The 16053-nt window shown below is 70.3% G+C and carries 16 protein-coding genes; 9 read left to right on the top strand and 7 right to left on the bottom strand.

Annotated elements, in window-relative coordinates:
• A complete protein-coding gene (locus VZL07_RS30210; RefSeq protein ID WP_426751400.1) occupies positions 1-468 on the bottom strand; it encodes a hypothetical protein in 468 nt (155 codons plus the stop codon).
• Between the two features lie 166 nt (positions 469-634).
• On the opposite strand from VZL07_RS30210, the gene VZL07_RS30215 reads away from it, so the two are divergent.
• From VZL07_RS30215 to VZL07_RS30240, 6 genes are all read left to right on the top strand, one after another.
• Positions 635-1081, top strand: coding sequence for a cytochrome c3 family protein (locus tag VZL07_RS30215; protein ID WP_426751402.1), 447 nt, complete (start codon positions 635-637; stop codon positions 1079-1081).
• A 4-nt stretch (positions 1082-1085) separates the two neighbouring features.
• On the top strand, positions 1086-1706 hold the full coding sequence (gene yihA, locus VZL07_RS30220; RefSeq protein WP_426751404.1) for a ribosome biogenesis GTP-binding protein YihA/YsxC: 621 nt from the start codon (positions 1086-1088) through the stop codon (positions 1704-1706).
• A 90-nt stretch (positions 1707-1796) separates the two neighbouring features.
• Positions 1797-3464 (top strand): DUF6178 family protein, encoded by a 1668-nt coding sequence (locus VZL07_RS30225; RefSeq protein WP_426751406.1) that lies wholly within the window; start codon positions 1797-1799, stop codon positions 3462-3464.
• A 150-nt stretch (positions 3465-3614) separates the two neighbouring features.
• Entirely contained in the window at positions 3615-4901 is a 1287-nt protein-coding gene (gene exoJ, locus VZL07_RS30230) for a spore coat polysaccharide polymerase ExoJ (protein ID WP_426751408.1), read from the top strand.
• Positions 4891-6045 carry a spore coat polysaccharide biosynthesis glycosyltransferase ExoK gene (gene exoK, locus VZL07_RS30235; RefSeq protein ID WP_426751410.1) on the top strand — a complete coding sequence of 385 codons (1155 nt, stop codon included), beginning with the start codon at positions 4891-4893 and terminating at the stop codon, positions 6043-6045. The genes exoJ and exoK overlap by 11 nt, the downstream gene beginning before the upstream one ends.
• Positions 6046-6144: 99 nt before the next feature.
• A complete protein-coding gene (locus VZL07_RS30240) occupies positions 6145-6831 on the top strand; it encodes a DUF4097 family beta strand repeat-containing protein (RefSeq protein WP_426751411.1) in 687 nt (228 codons plus the stop codon).
• A 99-nt stretch (positions 6832-6930) separates the two neighbouring features.
• On the opposite strand, the gene VZL07_RS30245 is transcribed toward VZL07_RS30240, so the two are convergent.
• Genes VZL07_RS30245 through VZL07_RS30260 form a run of 4 tightly spaced genes read right to left on the bottom strand, consistent with a single transcriptional unit; the run spans position 6931 to position 10659 of the window.
• Entirely contained in the window at positions 6931-8040 is a 1110-nt protein-coding gene (locus VZL07_RS30245; protein ID WP_426751413.1) for a quinone-dependent dihydroorotate dehydrogenase, read from the bottom strand.
• Between the two features lie 8 nt (positions 8041-8048).
• Entirely contained in the window at positions 8049-9044 is a 996-nt protein-coding gene (locus tag VZL07_RS30250; RefSeq protein ID WP_426751414.1) for an adenosine deaminase, read from the bottom strand.
• Positions 9045-9081: 37 nt separating this feature from the next.
• Complete coding sequence (locus tag VZL07_RS30255; protein WP_426751416.1) at positions 9082-9798, bottom strand: Smr/MutS family protein; 717 nt, start codon at positions 9796-9798, stop codon at positions 9082-9084.
• Positions 9799-9849: 51 nt separating this feature from the next.
• The gene (locus VZL07_RS30260) at positions 9850-10659 is read right to left on the bottom strand and encodes a TerB family tellurite resistance protein (protein ID WP_426751417.1); all 810 of its coding nucleotides are present in this window, start codon (positions 10657-10659) and stop codon (positions 9850-9852) included.
• 56 nt (positions 10660-10715) lie between these two features.
• Here VZL07_RS30260 and folD point away from each other — a divergent pair, with 56 nt between their 5' ends.
• Complete coding sequence (folD, locus tag VZL07_RS30265; RefSeq protein WP_426751418.1) at positions 10716-11564, top strand: bifunctional methylenetetrahydrofolate dehydrogenase/methenyltetrahydrofolate cyclohydrolase FolD; 849 nt, start codon at positions 10716-10718, stop codon at positions 11562-11564.
• An 11-nt stretch (positions 11565-11575) separates the two neighbouring features.
• Here folD and VZL07_RS30270 read toward each other — a convergent pair whose 3' ends face one another.
• Entirely contained in the window at positions 11576-12385 is an 810-nt protein-coding gene (locus tag VZL07_RS30270; protein WP_426751419.1) for a class I SAM-dependent methyltransferase, read from the bottom strand.
• A gap of 189 nt (positions 12386-12574) precedes the next feature.
• Here VZL07_RS30270 and VZL07_RS30275 point away from each other — a divergent pair, with 189 nt between their 5' ends.
• Both VZL07_RS30275 and VZL07_RS30280 read left to right on the top strand, forming a co-directional pair.
• Positions 12575-13525, top strand: a complete 951-nt coding sequence (locus tag VZL07_RS30275) for an ADP-ribosylglycohydrolase family protein (protein ID WP_426751420.1) — start codon at positions 12575-12577, stop codon at positions 13523-13525.
• A gap of 270 nt (positions 13526-13795) precedes the next feature.
• The gene (locus VZL07_RS30280; protein WP_426751421.1) at positions 13796-15319 is read left to right on the top strand and encodes a sensor histidine kinase; all 1524 of its coding nucleotides are present in this window, start codon (positions 13796-13798) and stop codon (positions 15317-15319) included.
• Here VZL07_RS30280 and VZL07_RS30285 read toward each other — a convergent pair.
• Positions 15316-15927, bottom strand: coding sequence for a DUF2378 family protein (locus VZL07_RS30285; RefSeq protein WP_426751422.1), 612 nt, complete (start codon positions 15925-15927; stop codon positions 15316-15318). The genes VZL07_RS30280 and VZL07_RS30285 overlap by 4 nt on opposite strands.
• Between the last annotated feature and the right edge of the window lie 126 nt (positions 15928-16053).

Raw genomic sequence — 16053 nt, forward strand, 5'->3', positions numbered from 1 at the left:
CTACTTCGCGGCCTTCTGCGTGGTGAACGTCAACGACTGAACCGTCTTGCCGTCCTCGTTGAAGAAGATGGCCAGGCCCAGGCGGGGGTAGAGGAAGTAGGTGCGGAAGTCGTCCGTCAGCTTGCGCAGGTAGCAGGGCGTGGCGGGCGCGGCCCCCGAGGGGCAGGCGGGGCCGTAGCTGTTCTCCACCGTCTCCTTGTCGATGACGGGCCCGGGGAACACGTCGATGCGCTCGACGACCTGCGTCTCCGGGTCCACCTTGAACTGGGCCTGGGTGGTGCCCTTGATGGCCTCCTTGGCCAGATAGGCGATGACCTCCTTGCCGTCCTGCTTGACGGTGCGTGAGGGCTCGCCGAACTTCTTGAGGATCTCCTCGCGCTTGGACACGCCCGGCTCGATTCCCTGCCACGGCTTGGCGGCCGCGGGGACGGCGAGTGTGAGGACGGCGAGGACGGTCAGGATGCGCATCACGGCTCCTCCCTGATGGTTCGAGCAGCCAAGGCTCTAACAAACCCGTGCTGCCCGACGGAAGTTTCTGCCGGTCATTCAACCACGAGACGCCTTGCCCCGTCCGGGGGGCTCTGCTACTCCGACAACCATGCGCGTTCCTGGCATCAGGATCCTCTCCCTTCTCGTGCTGGCCGCCGCTGGTGCGGCCGGGGGCGCCGACTTCGTAGGCCCGGACAGCTGCAAGGGGTGTCACCCCGAGGCCTACGACGCCTGGATGCAGTCGAAGCACGCCCGGGCGGAGAGCTCGCTGACCGAGCAGCAGAAGAAGGACGGGCGCTGCCTGTCCTGCCACTCGCCGGAGCAGGTCACCCAGGCCACCGTCAATGTCACCTGCGAGACGTGCCACGGCGGCGGCCAGTACTACTCGCCCGAGTACGTGATGAAGGACTCGGAGCTGGCGCGGCTGGTGGGGCTGGTGGACCCGTCGGAGAAGCAGTGCCGCTCCTGCCACGACGCCTCCTCGCCCTCCCTGCGGCCGTTCGACTTCAAGGAGTCGCTCAAGGCCATTGACCACTGGTCCGCCGAGCGCGCCCGCCGCGCCGCCGGTACGGATCCGTCGGCCAAGAAATGACGTCGTGATCAAGGTCCTCGACGCACGCTTCGTCACCACCGCCGTGGAGCCCAAGGGCTACCCGACGGACCACACGGTGGAGGTGGCCTTCGTCGGCCGCTCCAACGTGGGCAAGTCCTCCATGATCAACGCGCTCACCGGCCGCAAGAAGCTGGTGCGCGTGTCCAACACGCCCGGCCGCACCCGGACGCTGAACTTCTTCGACGTGGACCTGGAGCGCGGCACCACCCGCCACCAGATCCGCCTGGCGGACCTGCCCGGCTACGGCTTCGCCCGCGCCAGCAAGGCGGACAAGGCCCAGTGGGAGAAGATGATCACCACCTACCTGGAGAAGCGGCACCGCTTGGAAGCCGTGGTGAGCATCATCGACGCCGAGGTGGGCCCCACGCCGGACGACCTCGCCACGCTCGACTATCTCCAGGCGCACAATCGCCGGGTGCTGGTGGTGGCCACCAAGGTGGACCGGCTCACCAAGGCCCGGCGCAAGCCCCGCATGGTGGAGCTCGCCAAGGCCATGGACCTCCCGCTGGAGGTCATCCTCCCGTTCTCCTCCACGGAGAAGCTGGGTGTGGAGGAGGTCTGGGGCGCGCTGCTGGATACCTTCGGCAAGTCCACCCGCGTCTGAGCGGGGCCCGGGGCGCCGCCTCCATCCGGTAGCGGCCGCTCGTGGTGGGTTCCCCTCCCGGGCCGGTGGGCGCTGTGGTAGGCACGCGCCGTGTCCGAGAACGGCAAGGGAAATGGCAAGGACGCGCAGCTCGCTCCCCGGGAGCTGCGGCAGCGGTTGATGAGGATGTCCCCACGTCAGCGGGTGGACGCCCTCCTGGACGTCGCGGAGGCGCGGGCGCTGGTGCGCTCGATGCCCGCCGAGGACCTCTACGTCACCATCCAGGAGCTGGGGCTGGCGGACGCGACGGAGCTGGTGCAGCTGGCGTCGCCCGCGCAGTTCCGCGCCTTCGTGGACCTGGGCGGCTGGCGGCGCGACAAGCTGGACCCGCACGCCGTGCTGACGTGGCTGCGCGCCGCGCGTGGCGGGGTGGAGGACACGGCGGAGTTCCTGCGCAAGCTGCACGCGGTGGACCTGGAGGTGCTCGAGTACCTCCTGCGCGAGTTCGTCGAGGTGTACGACCTGGAGGAGAACCCGGACGTCAACCCGCCGGGCGTGACGATGGAGACGCCCGAGGGGCGCTACCTCATCGAAATCAAGGCGGAGGGCGTGGAGATGTCCGCCATCCGCATGCTCCTCAACGACCTCATCGCGGAGAACCCCTTCGAGGCCGTGCGGCTGCTCGAGGCGGTGCGCTGGGAGCTCCCCACTGAAATCGAGGAGACGGCGTACCAGTTCCGCCAGGGGCGGCTGGCGGACCTCGGCTTCCCGTCCCTGGAGGACGCCGTGGCGCTCTTCAGCCGCGTGGACGTGGGGCCGCCGCCCGCGTCCACCGCCCGTCCCGGCCTGGCGCCCACCAGCGGCCACGTGGACTACCTGGAGGCCGCCTTCCGCGGCCTGACGATGACGGAGGCGATGAACGCCGAGGACGAGCTGCGCGAGGTGGTGAGCGCCGCGCTGGTGGCGGACCTGGCGGACCCCGGCGACCTGGACGCCATCCGCCGCGCGAGCGAGACGGTGCGGGACTACCTGTCGCTGGGGCTCGAGCACCTGACGGGCGGGGACACGGAGCGCGCCACGGACGTGCTCCGCGACACGCCCATGCGGCGCATCTTCCAGACGGGCTTCTCGCTGACGCTCCAGCTCAAGTTCCGCGCGGACCGGCTGGTGAAGGCGGCCGGCGCCCTGCTGGACGGCGTGCTGCTGGTGCTTCCGGAAGAGGCCGCCGCCATCGCGGCGCTGCGGCAGAAGCGGCCGCGGCGGGCGCTGCGGGTGGAGGGCGCGGAGCCAGTGCCGTTCCGCTCCCGGCGTGAGCTGGCCGCCAGCGAGGCGCTGCTCGCCCGCGCGGAGGCCCAGGTGCAGGTGCTGCGCGGTGTGCTGGGCGGCAATGACGGCGCGGCGCGGGTGGCCGTGGCCCGCTTCGGCGTGCCCCTGGAGACGCTGGGCGTGGAGCGTCTCTTCGCCGCGGTGGTGGCCATGGCGGTGCTGGAGGAGCGGGCGGACGCGCGTCCCGTGCCCCTGGGACGCGTGGTGGAGCTGGGCCAGCGCCTCTTCGAGGGCACGCCGGATGCGCCCCGCGTGCGCGACTCCGCGGCGGAGCGGGCCCGGAAGGGGCTGGAGCCGTCGGTGCCACCCGAGGCGCATGCGGAGCTGCACCGGCTGGTGGGCCTCACCCTCTCACGGCTCCAGGAGGAGCTGGGGACGGCGTGGCTCCTGGAGGGCCGGCTGGATCCGGTGGCCTCGGCGATCCTTCCCATGGAGTCCGCGCCGGTCCCGTAGGAATTTCAGTCCGGGGCGGCCTTCCGGTGAGGCGAGGCCGTCCCGTCCGAGAAGATTCAGGGCTTTGCCCGATGGGGCCCCTGGCATGTCCTCTGCTTTCGCCCAGGCACGCGTATTGGTGCGCGACGCAACTGCCGGGAGGTGGGGTGAATGGTGCTGGGAGAGCAGGGGCAGCGCCGTGACGTGTGGGCCTTCTATGCGCTGACCGCTTTCGCGGCGGTGATGTACGCGGCGCCGGGTGAGTGGATACCGGCGCTCGAGCCGCTGCGCCTCGCGCTGGTGACGTCCGGCGTGGCGGCGGGGCTCATGGTGATTCGCCGCCTGGGAAGGGCGGAGCCGCTCTACGTGGATGGCTCGCGGGGCATGGCGCTCATCGCCTTCTCCGCGCTGGCGGTGGCGTCCATCGGCTGGTCGGTGAACCCGGAGGTGACGAGCGCCACGGGCATCGAGCTGCTGAAGCTGACGGCCATCTACCTCACCTTCGTCAACGTCATCACCACGGGCAGGCGGCTGGCGGTGGTGTGCGGCGCCATGGTGCTGGCCTCGGTGGTGACGTCCATTGGCGCCATCAACTGGTACCTCGTGGGCGAGGACCTGGTGGAGGGCTTCCGCGCGCGCTGGGTGGGCGTCTACGCGGACCCGAACCACATGGCCATGAACCTGGCGCTGGTGGTGCCGCTGGCGGTGGCTTTCGTCGCGCGCCGGGGCAGCAACTGGGTGTGGCGGCTGGCGTGCCTGACGGCGGCGGGGCTGTCGGTGGCGGCCATCGTCGTCTCGCACTCGCGCGGCGGCTTCATCGGCCTGTCGGTGGCGATGGCGCTGTGGGCCATCCGCGAGAAGCGCCGCATCCAGGCCATTGTCGTGGGCTCGGTCTTCGTGCTGGGCCTGCTCGTCTTCGCGCCGCAGAGCTTCTGGCAGCGCAACGAGACGGTGACCGAGTTCCACGAGGATGCGTCCGCGATGGGCCGCGTCTACGCGTGGCAGGTGGCCAGCCGCATGAGCCTGGACAAGCCGCTGCTGGGCGTGGGCGCGGGTGGCTTCCGCTACGCGTGGCCCATGTACGCGCCGCCCGAGGCGCGCCGGGCTTACGTGGCCCACAACATCTTCCTGGACGTCATCGGCGAGCTGGGGTGGGTGGGCCTGCTGTTCTTCATGGTGTTCGCGGGAGGGGCCGCGGGCGGCGCCTTCGAGGCGTCGCGGGACAAGGAGATTGGCTGGCTGGCGCGGGCGCTGTCGGCGTCGGTGGCGGGCTACCTCGTATGTGACTTGTTCTCCGGCTACATCCTGTCCGCGCACTGCTACGTGCTCTTCGGGTTGGCGGCGGCGGCGCACCGCATCGCGCGCGCGTCGGAGGCAGCCGCGGCCGACATGCAACGGGTTCCGGCTCCGCGCGAGCCGGTGGTGGCGACGTGGGAGGGGTCCGGACATGCGGCGTGAGGAAGCGCGGATGGGGCGAGAGCCCCTCCGCCTGGTGCAGTTCACCCGGTCGTTCCACATTGGAGGGACCGAGGTGCAGGTGCTGGAGCTGCTGCGGGGCCTGCCCCCCAGCTATCGGTTGCAGGTGTCCGTCCTGGATGACTCGGGGCCGTTGATTGGCGCGGTGTGGAAGCTGGGCCACGCGCCCGAGGCCTTCCCGCTCAAGGGCTCGGTGGTGCAGGCGAACACGGCGTATCAGGTGTACCGGATGGCGCGCTGGCTCCGGCGGAACCGCGTGGAGCTGGTGCACGTGCACGACTTCTACTCCACGATGGTGGCGGTGCCGGCGGCGAAGCTGGCGGGCACCAAGGTGATTGTCGGCCGGCTGGACTTGTCGCACTGGCAGGGCAAGGCACGGCGCGCGGTGCACGCGCGGCTGACGCGCATGGCCGACCACGTGATTGGCAACGCGGAGGCCATCCGCAACCAGCTCATCACCGAGGAGGGGCTGCCCGCCTCGCGCGTGTCCGTCATCCACAACGGCCTGGACCTGCCGCGCTTCGAGGCCCGCCAGCGCGAGGGCCTGCGGGGCCCGCTGCCCGACGCGGGCGGCGCGCCCGTGGTGGTCCACGTGGCCAACATGAACCACCCGGTGAAGCGGCAGGAGGACCTGCTGCTCGCGCTGGCCATGCTGCGCCACGAGGGCCTGACGCTGCATGCCTTCCTGGTGGGGGACGGCCCGCGTCGGCCCGACCTGGAGAAGCTGGCCGGGGAGCTGGGGGTGTCCGATACCGTGCACTTCCTTCGGCATCGCACCGACGTGCCCGCCATCTACGCCCGGGCCACCTTCGGCGTCCTCTGCTCCACCGCGGAGGGCATGTCCAACGCGGTGATGGAGGGCATGGCCGCGGGCCTCCCCATGGTGGTGACTCGCGTGGGCGGCAACCCCGACCTCATCCGCGACGGCGAGCGGGGCCTGGTGGTGGAGCCCGAGCGCCCCGCACAGCTCGCCCAGGCCTTCCGCCACTTGCTCTCGAATCCCGAGAAGGCGAGAGAGATGGGGCAGGCGGCGCGGGACTTCGTGGCGCGGGAGCTGTCGCTGGAGAAGATGGTCCGGCGCCATGACACGCTGTACCAGCGCATCGCCCGGGGGGCGGCCGCCTGAGGCATGTCAGAGCGGCGTGGATACTGCGTCTCCGTCGGGCGCAATGAGGGTGGGTCCAGGGCGTAGGGAGGGGGAGTCATCCCTCCCCCGGAGCCCCACATGGTCCTGCCCTTGCTGCTCGTTCTCGCCGCCGCGCCAGCCACCCAGACGTGGAAGTTCGACACGGACGGTACGCCTGAAGTTCACATCGCCAATGTTGATGGCGCGGTGCGCGTAGATGCGGTAGACGGGAATGGCGCGGTTTTCGAGGTTGTTAGGGAAGGCGCGGAGAAATCCCGGAACGAACTCGAGGTGGAGGTCGTCCAAGAGGGAGACGCCATCCGGGCGCGGGTGTGCTGCGGTCCGTGTGAAGAAGCGATGAGCACGTGCCGTCGGAAGGTTGGGGCCGTGCGGTTCTCGGTGAAGGTCCCTCGGGGCTCGCGTCTGGAAGTGGCGACGGTGGGCGGGCCGGTGACGGTGAATGGAGTGGTGGGGGCTCAGGAGCTGGCGACGGTCGGCGGCCGTGTGGAAGTGAACGGTTCCGAGGGGCGGTTGGACGTCAGCACGGTGGAAGGCAGCGTGACGTTGGCACCACGGAAGGTCGTGACTACTTCTGTGTCCACGGTGAGCGGGGATGTCCGGCTGAAGCTGCCGGCCAGGGCGGACGTGAGGTTGGAATTCAATTCTGTCAGTGGTCGTTTCAACGACAGCGCCGCGAGGTTGGGCAGCCGCGAGAAGACGTATGGCGCGGGCACCCACGCGGTGGAAGTCAGCACGGTCAGCGGCTCGCTCGCCGTGCAGGAATAGCTTTCGAGGCCCGTCAAGCACTGGGCCCGGGGCGCTCGCCGGTGAAACTCCAAGGCGCCGGCGAGCGCTCATTTTTTGTCCGCGAATTGACTTGGTGCGTCAGGCGGGTGCCTGGGGGCTGGCCGGTGCGGCGGGCGCCCGGTGCTCGGCGCCGATGACGTCGCGGACCTGCTTGAAGCCGTCGCGGGCGAGCAGGGTGGCCAGCGCGGGGAGGATGTGCCCCACCATGCCGGGCCCTTCGTAGATGAAGCCCGTGTAGACCTGCACCACGGACGCGCCCGCGCGCAGCTTCTCGTAGACGTCCTGGGCGGTGAAGACGCCGCCCACGCCGATGATGGGGAGCGCGCCCCCGCTTCGCAGCCAGGCCCGGCGGATGACGGCGTTGGCCGGCTCGCGCACGGGCGCGCCGGACAGGCCGCCCGCTTCCTTCGCCAGCGGGTGCTCGAAGGGGCGGGCCAGGGTGGTGTTGGTGGCGATGAGGCCCGCGAGCCTGCTGGCCCGCGCGACGTCCACCACCTCGTCCACGGCCTCGGGCGTCAGGTCCGGGGCAATCTTGAGGAACAGCGGCTTGCCCGGGGCCACGGTGGCCAGGCGGTCCTGGACCGCGCCCAGAAGCTGGCTGAGCTGCTCGGGCTCCTGCAGCTTGCGCAGGCCCGGCGTGTTGGGGGACGAGGCGTTGACCACCACGTAGTCACCCAGCGGCGCCAGCGCGTCCACGCAGGCCACGTAGTCGTCCACGGCGTGCTCCAGCGGCGTGTCCTTGTTCTTGCCGATGTTCACCCCCAGCGGGCCCGGGCGCCACGTCTGCATCCGCAGCCGCGTGGCGGCCTGGGCGGCGCCGTGGTTGTTGAAGCCCATCCGGTTGATGACGGCCCGGTGCTCCGGCAGGCGGAACAGGCGGGGGCTGGGGTTGCCCGGCTGGGGCCGCGGCGTGAGGGTGCCAATCTCCACCGCGGAGAAGCCGCAGGCGAAGAGGCCGTCCACGGCCTCGGCGTCCTTGTCCAGGCCCGCGGCCAGCGCCACGGGGTGGGCGAAGCGCAGGCCGGCCACCTCCACGGCCAGCCCGGGCGGGGCGCCCTCCAGGGCCCTCTCCCGGAGGGCCTCGCACAGGTCCCGCGAACGGCCCAGGTAGCGCAGCCCGGCCATGCCGAGCCGGTGTGCGCGCTCGGCGGAGAGCTGGAAGAGCAGCGAGCGGGTGAGTCCGTACATGGTCAGGCTCAGGCGGGGATGAACGAGGCTTCGCGGGCCCACGCGAGCGTCTGGTTCACCTGCTCGGGCGTGAGGATGCCGTTCTGTTCGATGAGGTCGATCTCCCGCCGCATGTCCGTCTCCAGCAGGTAGGGGCCGTCCGTGTTGATGGTGAACTTCACCTTGCGGTCCCAGAAGGTGCGGACGATGTGGCGCAGCTCCTCCACGCCCTCCACGGCCTTGGTGTGCAGGTTGGACGTGGGGCACAGCTCCAGGACGATGTCGCGCTCGCGCAGCACCTTCATCGCGTGCTCGTCGTAGGCGGCGCGGATGCCGTGGCCGATGCGGTGCGGCTGGAGCTTCTCCACCACCGCCATGACGCCCTCGGCGCCGGTGCCGCGCGTCTCGCCGGTGTGCACCGTGCACTTGAGCCCGGCGCGGCGCGCCCGCGAGAAGAGCTCCTCGTACTGGGTGACGACCTCAGGCCTCAGCTCCATGGCGTTCGTCTCCGTACCGGCCAGGTCGATGCCGTAGACGCCGCGCGTGCGGTACTTGATGGCCTTGTCCACGATGATGCTGTTGAGCCGGTGGTCGAACTCACGGGCCAGGCAGAAGATGAGGCCCATCTTCACGCCGTACTCCAGCACCGCGCGGTCCATGCCGCGCAGCGCGGCGTGGATGATGTGGTCCAGGTCCAGCTCCGAGTTCAGGTTGCGCTTCATCGGGTTGAAGCGCAGCTCCATCTGCGTCACGCGGCTGCCGCGGTACTCCTTGCCGATGACCTCGTAGACGGAGCGCTCGATCGCGCTGGGCGAGGATTGAATCTTCTCCGTCCAGGTGTGGAGGATCTTCAGGTAGTCGTCCAGGCTTCCCACCTTTCCCGGACGTGAGGTGATGAGCTCCACGAAGTCGAAGTAGTTCTTCACCGGGAGCTTGAAACCCTGCTGGTGGGCGATGGACCAGAGGATGTGGGGCGCCACGGCGCCACCCACGTGGATGTGCAGGTCGATCAGATCGCGTGCCATGTCGGCATGTATGCACAGTGCCGGGCGCGCGTAAAGACTACCGCCGGAGCAGCACGTACACGGCGCCGGTGCCTCCGTCCTGAGGGCGTGCGGTAGCGAACGCCAGCACCATCCGGCCGATGCGCTTCTCCGACAGCCACCCCTTGAGCCGCTCCTTCAGCACGGGAATCTGGTCCTTGGAATTCAAACCGCGGCCGTGCACGACGAGCACGCAGCGCTTCTTCGCGCGGCGGCTGTCACCGAGGAAACGCTCCAGCGCGTCGCGCGCCTCCGCCTGCGTCTTCCCGTGCAGGTCCAGCTGTCCCTGGATGGCGAAGTCGCCCCGGCGCAGCGCGCGCAGCAGGTTCCGGTCGATGCCCGGGCCCGCGCCCTCGATGAACTCGTCCGTGCCGGAGAAGTCGAAATCACCCTGGCCGGCGACCAGCTCGGAGAGCTGCGCGAGCGCCTCCGCGTTCTCATCGATGATGTCCGGCAGCCGCGGGTTGGGCGCGGGAGCCTCGCCCCGGTTCGTGAGCTGCTGCACGCCGTCCATGGCGGAGAAGAAGAGGGCGGCCTCGTCCTCCTCACGCACCTTGGGGGCCTTCGCGGCGCGGGGTGCCGGTGCCGCCGCGGCCTTGCGCTTCGCGGCCTCCGCCGCGGCCTTCTCCTGCGCCTCCTTCTTCTCCTGGTCCTTCATCACCTGGATGGCGGACTTGAAGGGGTTGTTGGTGAAAGCCGCTTCCTTCTTCTTGGGACCGTTGCGCTGCTGACTCATGGCGGGAGGTGCGTCCTCGTCGTGGGCGACTGTGGGGGATGTAATCCGGCGTTACAGGCCGCGCAGGCGCCGAATCTCTTCGTAGGCGTCGCGAACCTGCTGGAAGCGACGGGCGGCCTGCTCGGCGGCCTGCCGGCCCAGGTGTGCGGACTTGTCGGGGTGGAGCTCGGCGGCGAGCTGGCGGAAGGCGCGCTTCACCTCGATGTCGGTGGCGTCCGGCGTCAGTCCCAGGGCGGCGTAGTGCTCGTCGCCCGCGCCCAGGTGGAGGGCGATGATGGCGTGCTCGTCCGCCTCGGAGATGCCCAGGCCCTCGGCCACCCGGCGCAGCACTTCCCGCTCGGAGCGCTGCATGCCGCCATCGGCGAGCGCCAGCTCGTACAGCGTGTCGAGCAGCCGGTGCCGTTCTGCGGCGGGGAGCTGGGCCTCACAGGCGCTCACCGCGGCGTCCAGGTCGGGCGGGTGGGCCAGGAAGGCCTTCAGGTGGCGCCGGACGACCTCCAGGGCCTCGGGCCCGTACCCGAGCGTCTGCTGGAAGTACCGGCGGACCACCTTCACCTCATCGCGGCGGACGTCCCCGTCGGCATGGGCCACCTCGACGAATACGGCGCACAGGTCGCTGGCGAGCTGCTCGTAGGGTTCCTCCTCGCGCTCGGCAGGCGCCGCCTCGTCGTACGCCAGGGCATAGGTGGGCGAGAAGTCCGACAGGGCCTCCGGGTCCTGGGGCGGCATCGCATTCAGGGAGTCGTAGTAGCGCCCGGCGAAGCCGCCCACGATGAGGAGCAGGACGATGGCCCACGGGCTGCCCACGAGCAGCCCCCCCATCAGCCCCAGCATTCCTCCCAGAACTGTTCCTGCGCCCATGACCGAGGTTCCGCTCCCTTTCCGGCGGGGGAGTTTCGCATAGAGTGCCATGCCTCATGGCCCAGTTGATTGATGGCAAGGCAGTCGCGGCGCGGGTCCGGGCGGAGGTCAAGGCGGAGGTCGACCGGCTCAAGCGCGAGCACGGCCTGACGCCGGGCCTGGCGGTGGTGCGCGTGGGGGAGGACCCCGCCTCCAAGGTGTACGTCGACGGCAAGAAGAAGGCCGCCGGGGAGGTGGGCTTCCACTCCTGGGAGCACCACCCGGACGCGGACATCTCCCAGGACGGGCTGCTGGCCCTTGTCCACCGGCTCAACGAGGACCCGGCGGTGCACGGCATCCTGGTGCAGCTCCCCCTGCCGAAGCACATCGACCCGGACGTCATCATCTCCGCCGTGAAGCCGGAGAAGGACGTGGACGGCTTCCATCCGCTCAACGCGGGCAACCTGATGCTGGGGCGACCCACGACGCGCGCGTGCACGCCCTATGGCGTGATGCGGCTGCTGGAGGAGATTGGCTGCGACCCCGCGGGCAAGCGGGCCGTGGTGGTGGGGCGCAGCAACATCGTGGGCAAGCCCATGGCGCTGATGCTGCTCCAGAAGAACGCCACGGTGACCCTCTGCCACAGCAAGAGCGATGTGCGCCGGGAGGTGGAGGGCGCGGACATCCTGGTGGTCGCCGTGGGCGTGGCCGAGCTGGTGAAGGGCGAGTGGATCAAGCCCGGCGCGGTGGTGATTGACGTGGGCATGAACCGCGGGCCCGACGGCAAGCTGGTGGGGGACGTGGCGTTCGCGACGGCCGCCGAGCGCGCCGCGTACATCACCCCCGTGCCCGGGGGCGTGGGCCCCATGACGATTGCGATGTTGATGCGCAACACGCTGGAGGCGGCCGAGCGCACCCTGGCGTGACGCCAGCGCCGCTACGGCTTGACGCCCACCGTCAGGTAGGCCGTGAGCGTGACGCGCTGGGGGCCGGAGCCCAGCTCGGACTGCGCGTGCTCGTGCATGGCCCAGAGCAGCTCGTCCCACCGCGCGCCGAGCGCCTTCCGGGCCAGCACGACGGGCGCACTGGAGCGCGTGGTGGCATCCACCATGGCCGCGGTGGAGGGGTAGTCGATATGGCCCTCGACCTCGTGCACGGAGACGTCGGCGAAGCCCGCGCCCGACATCTCTCGTTGACAGCTGTCGGGGTCGGACAGGGGGACGGCGCCAGGTTGTGACGGCTTCGCGCCCATCTGCTCCCAGAGTGGGGCGTAGACCGCGCGCATCTCACGTGAGCGGTCGAAGGGCGTCCAGCTCGACACGACGGCGCGCCCGCCCGGTTTCAGCACGCGGTGGAGCTCCCGGAAGCCGCGCTCGCGGTCCGGGAAGAACATCAGGCCGAACATGGAGAAGGCCGCGTCGAAGGTGTGCGTCTCGAAGGGCAGCGCCATGCCGTCGCCCTCCAGCGCGTCGAGCTCCAGCCGGGCCTCGGCGGCGTGCGCGCGCAGGGCCGCAATCATCTCCGGCGCGAAGTCGACCGCCGTCACATGCGCGCCGTTGCGCGCGGCCAGCAGCGCGAGCGTGCCGGGGCCCGCGGCGACGTCCACGACGCGCGTGCCCCGGACGACGCCAGCCCGGATGAGCGCGTCCCGGGAGAAGGTCTCGAAGGTGGGCATCAGCTCTCGTACGTAGTCCGGGGCCACGAGGTTCCAGGCCTCGGGCTGCGCAAGGGGCGACACGGCGGACATGAGGGCTCCTTGGAAGAAGGGGGCGTGGCACGAGCCGGAAGTTGTGGGGAGCCTGCATGGCGGGGTGGAGCGGTGCAAGTTCGTTGCAATAGCGCCCTGGGCCAGACGTTCTGTGTCGGGCCTCCGCTGTACGCCCGTCGGGGGCCGCCCTAAGGTGGCGCGCCGCGCCTCATGCGGGAGGGCACCATCATGCCGAGCAAGGCGGAGCGCATCACCGGAGGCCTTCAGGGATTGCTCGTGGGAGATGCCCTGGGCGTGCCCTACGAGTTCCATGCGCCGGAGCAGATTCCATCGCCGGAGCTCATCGAGCTCCAGCCCCCGGCGGGCTTCGCGCGGGCGCATGACGGCGTGCCGCCGGGCACCTGGTCCGACGACGGCGCGCATGCGCTGTGTCTGCTGGACTCGTTGCTCTACCGCGGCCGGTTGGATCCGGAGGACCTGGGGCGGCGGCTGGTGAACTGGCTGGAGTGGGGCTACCTCGCGGTGGATGGCCAGGTGTTCGACGTGGGCATCCAGACACGCACGGCGCTGGGCGCCCTCTACGCCGGGACGCCCGCGCTCCTGGCAGGGCCCACGGGCGAGCGGGACAATGGCAATGGCTCGCTCATGCGCGTGCTGCCCCTGGCGCTCTGGCATGAGGGCAGCGACGCGAAGCTGGCGTCGGATGCGATGACCCAGTCGCGCATCACCCACGGGCACATGCGCTCGCAGGTGTGCTGCGCGCTGTACTGCCTGTGGGCGCGGCGCATCCTGGAAGGCTCCGGGGACGCGTGGACGGACGCCGTGGAGACCTTCCGGGCCTTGTACCCGGAAGGCTTCGAGGCCCGCACCGAGCTGGACACGCACGTGCTGCCACCGGGCTGGGAGACGGCGCGCGGCACGGGCTCGGGGTACGTCGTGGATTGCCTGCGCTCGGCACGCCAGTGCGTCGTAGAAGGAAACACGTATGAGCAGGTGGTGAAGGCCGCGGTACGTCTGGGACGAGACACCGACACCACGGCCGCGGTGGCCGGAGGTATCGCGGGGCTCATCCATGGTGTGCAGGGCATCCCCGCGCGGTGGCGTGAGGCATTGCGCGGCCGGGAATTGATGCAGCCCCTCCTGCAGAAGCTGCTCGGGCACGTCGCGGGCGCGACATGAAGCGGGGAGGCGCTCCACGTGGCGTCACGCCTCCGGGCTCGGCGCCGGTGCTTCATGCGGCCTGAGTGTTCAATCCTTGTTCAATCCCTGTGGATGGATGGATGGGATAAGCGCGTGTTTCACGGCGTCATCAGCGAGCCCTCAGGGCGAGTTGCATGTTTTTGTCGCGACAGTCTGCTTATTCCGACAAGTTTGGATTGCCAGGGGTGTGTAAGGGGTTAGGATGGCGACTCATCCGGGGGGGCCGGTATGGCCGGGGTGAGTCACGGAATGATTGACCAGGATGTGGGCGCGCCTGTGTTTCGGGGGCGATTCGGCCATACACGCGTGGAGGACGTGCGGACGGAGGGGACCGTGTCAGCGGAGGCTTCCGACAGCATGCTGCGCGATGGGGAAGAGGGCGCGCTGGATGCGCGGGTGGACGCGCTGCTGGGGGAACACCTGGAGGCGGTGCGCCGGCGGGTCGATTCCCGCTTCGCCGCGTTGATGGTCGGACAGTGGCTGGTGGCCATCGCCGTGGCGGCCGTGCTCTCTCCCTTTGCCTGGCAGGGGACGTCGCGCGAAGTGCACCCCCACCTACAGGTGGCGGCGTTGTTGGGTGGGCTGCTGTCCGCCTTCCCGCTGGTGCTGGTGCACGTGCGCCCGGGCGACGTCGCCACCCGTCATGTGGTGGCGGTGGCGCAGATGCTGTGGGCTGCGCTCTTCATCCACCTGACGGGCGGGCGCATCGAGACGCACTTCTATGTCTTCGGCTCGCTCGCGTTCCTGGCCTTCTACCGGGACCCGGCGGTGATGGCCACGGCCACCGTCACGGCGGTGGTGGAGCACTGCCTGCGGGGCATCTGGTGGCCAGAGTCCATCTTCGGCGTGGCCAACCCCGCATGGTGGCGCTTCCTGGAGCACTCCTTCTGGATGGTGTTCGTCAACGGGGTGCTGGTGATTGCGTGCCGCGAGACGCTGCGTGAGATGCGGCGGGTGGCGGTGCAGCAGGTGCTCCTGGAGGGCGCCTACGCGAGCGAGCGCGTGGACCACGAGCACGCCCTGGCGCGCGTGCGGCGCGAGCTGAGCTCCTACCGCGAGCAGGCGGCCCGGGTGGAGAAGCTGGCGGCGGTGGGGCGCATGACGGCGACGGTGAGCCACGAGCTGCGCAACCCGCTGGCCGCCGCGCGCACCGCCAACGCCGTGGTGGTCCGCCACCTGCGCAAGCTGGACGTGACGCTGGCGGACCAGCGCCTGCAGCGCTTCCTGGAGATCATCGAGCGCGAGCTGGAGGTGTGCTCGCGCATCTCCTCGGAGCTGCTGGACTTCGCGCGCGAGCGCCCGCTGACGCTGCGGCCCTGCTCGCTGCACGCGCTGATGGAGGAGGTGCTCGACGTGGTGCCTCGCCGCGAGGACGTGCGCATCCTCAACAACGTGCCCGCGAGCCTGGAGCCGCCCTGGGTGGACCGCGAGCTGCTGCGCCAGGTGCTCATCAACCTGGTGCAGAACGCGGTGGAGGCCATGCCGCAGGGCCGCGCGGGGCGCGTGGAGGTGAGCGCGGAGGGCGGCGAAGGCAGCCCCTTCATCATCCGCGTGTCCGACAACGGCATGGGCATTCCGGAGCCCATGCAGGAGCGCATCTTCGAGCCGCTCTTCACCACCAAGCCCGCGGGCACCGGGCTGGGCCTGTCGGTGGTGGCCAGCACGGTGCGGCAGCACGGAGGGACCCTGCGCGTGGAGAGCCGGGAAGGGGAGGGCAGCGTCTTCACCCTCTGCCTCCCCGCGGGCGGCTCCGGCGCTGAGGTGGCCGTCTAGCGCCAGGACACCACGTACTCACTGTCCAGCAGGCCCATCGCGCGCCCGTGGATGTACGTGTCGCGGGCGCCAATGGCCTCCAGCGCGGCCCGCAGCACCCCCTCGTGGTAGCTGTGCGGCATGAAGTCGCGGAACATGCTGACGCGGCCCTGGCGCTCGCCCAGCCACGCCACGTCCCGCTCGCCGTAGCTGACGGCGGTGCTGTAGCCAGAGGGCAGGTTGCTGACGAGCCGGCGCGGGCACCCGCCGGCGAGCGCCAGGAAGCTGCGCCCGACCACGGTGCTCAGGAAGTCCTGGGCGGAGCGGGCGCCCATGGTCCGCATCGCCGACTCGAAGCCGCCGAGCCTGGGCGCCAGCAGCCCCGCGGCGCTGTACGACAGCCGCAGGAAGCTGGTGATGGGGTACAGGAAGAAGGGCACGAAGGAGCGCTCGCGCGAGGCGGCCAGACATCGCGCCGCGGCGGCCTCGCCCGCTTCCTTGCGCACGACGTCCAGCGCGCCCAGGAAGAACATGCCCCGGGCCCGGTCATTGTCCTCCGCGCGGCTCAAGCGCCGAGCCAGCTCCGTCAAAGGTTCAGGCGTGTCCCGCTCGACCTCGAACGCAATCATGGCCACTCCCCTGCAGGGAGGAGGCGCCCGGTCCTCGCGCCCCTCGTGTGGCTACGAACGTGAGGGAATCCGAGGAAGGGTGAAAGCCCGCACGGCTGCTACCCCGGGGCAGCGGGAGCCCCAGTG

The organism is Pseudomyxococcus flavus (assembly GCF_050038885.1).
Classification (GTDB): Bacteria; Myxococcota; Myxococcia; order Myxococcales; family Myxococcaceae; genus Myxococcus; species Myxococcus flavus.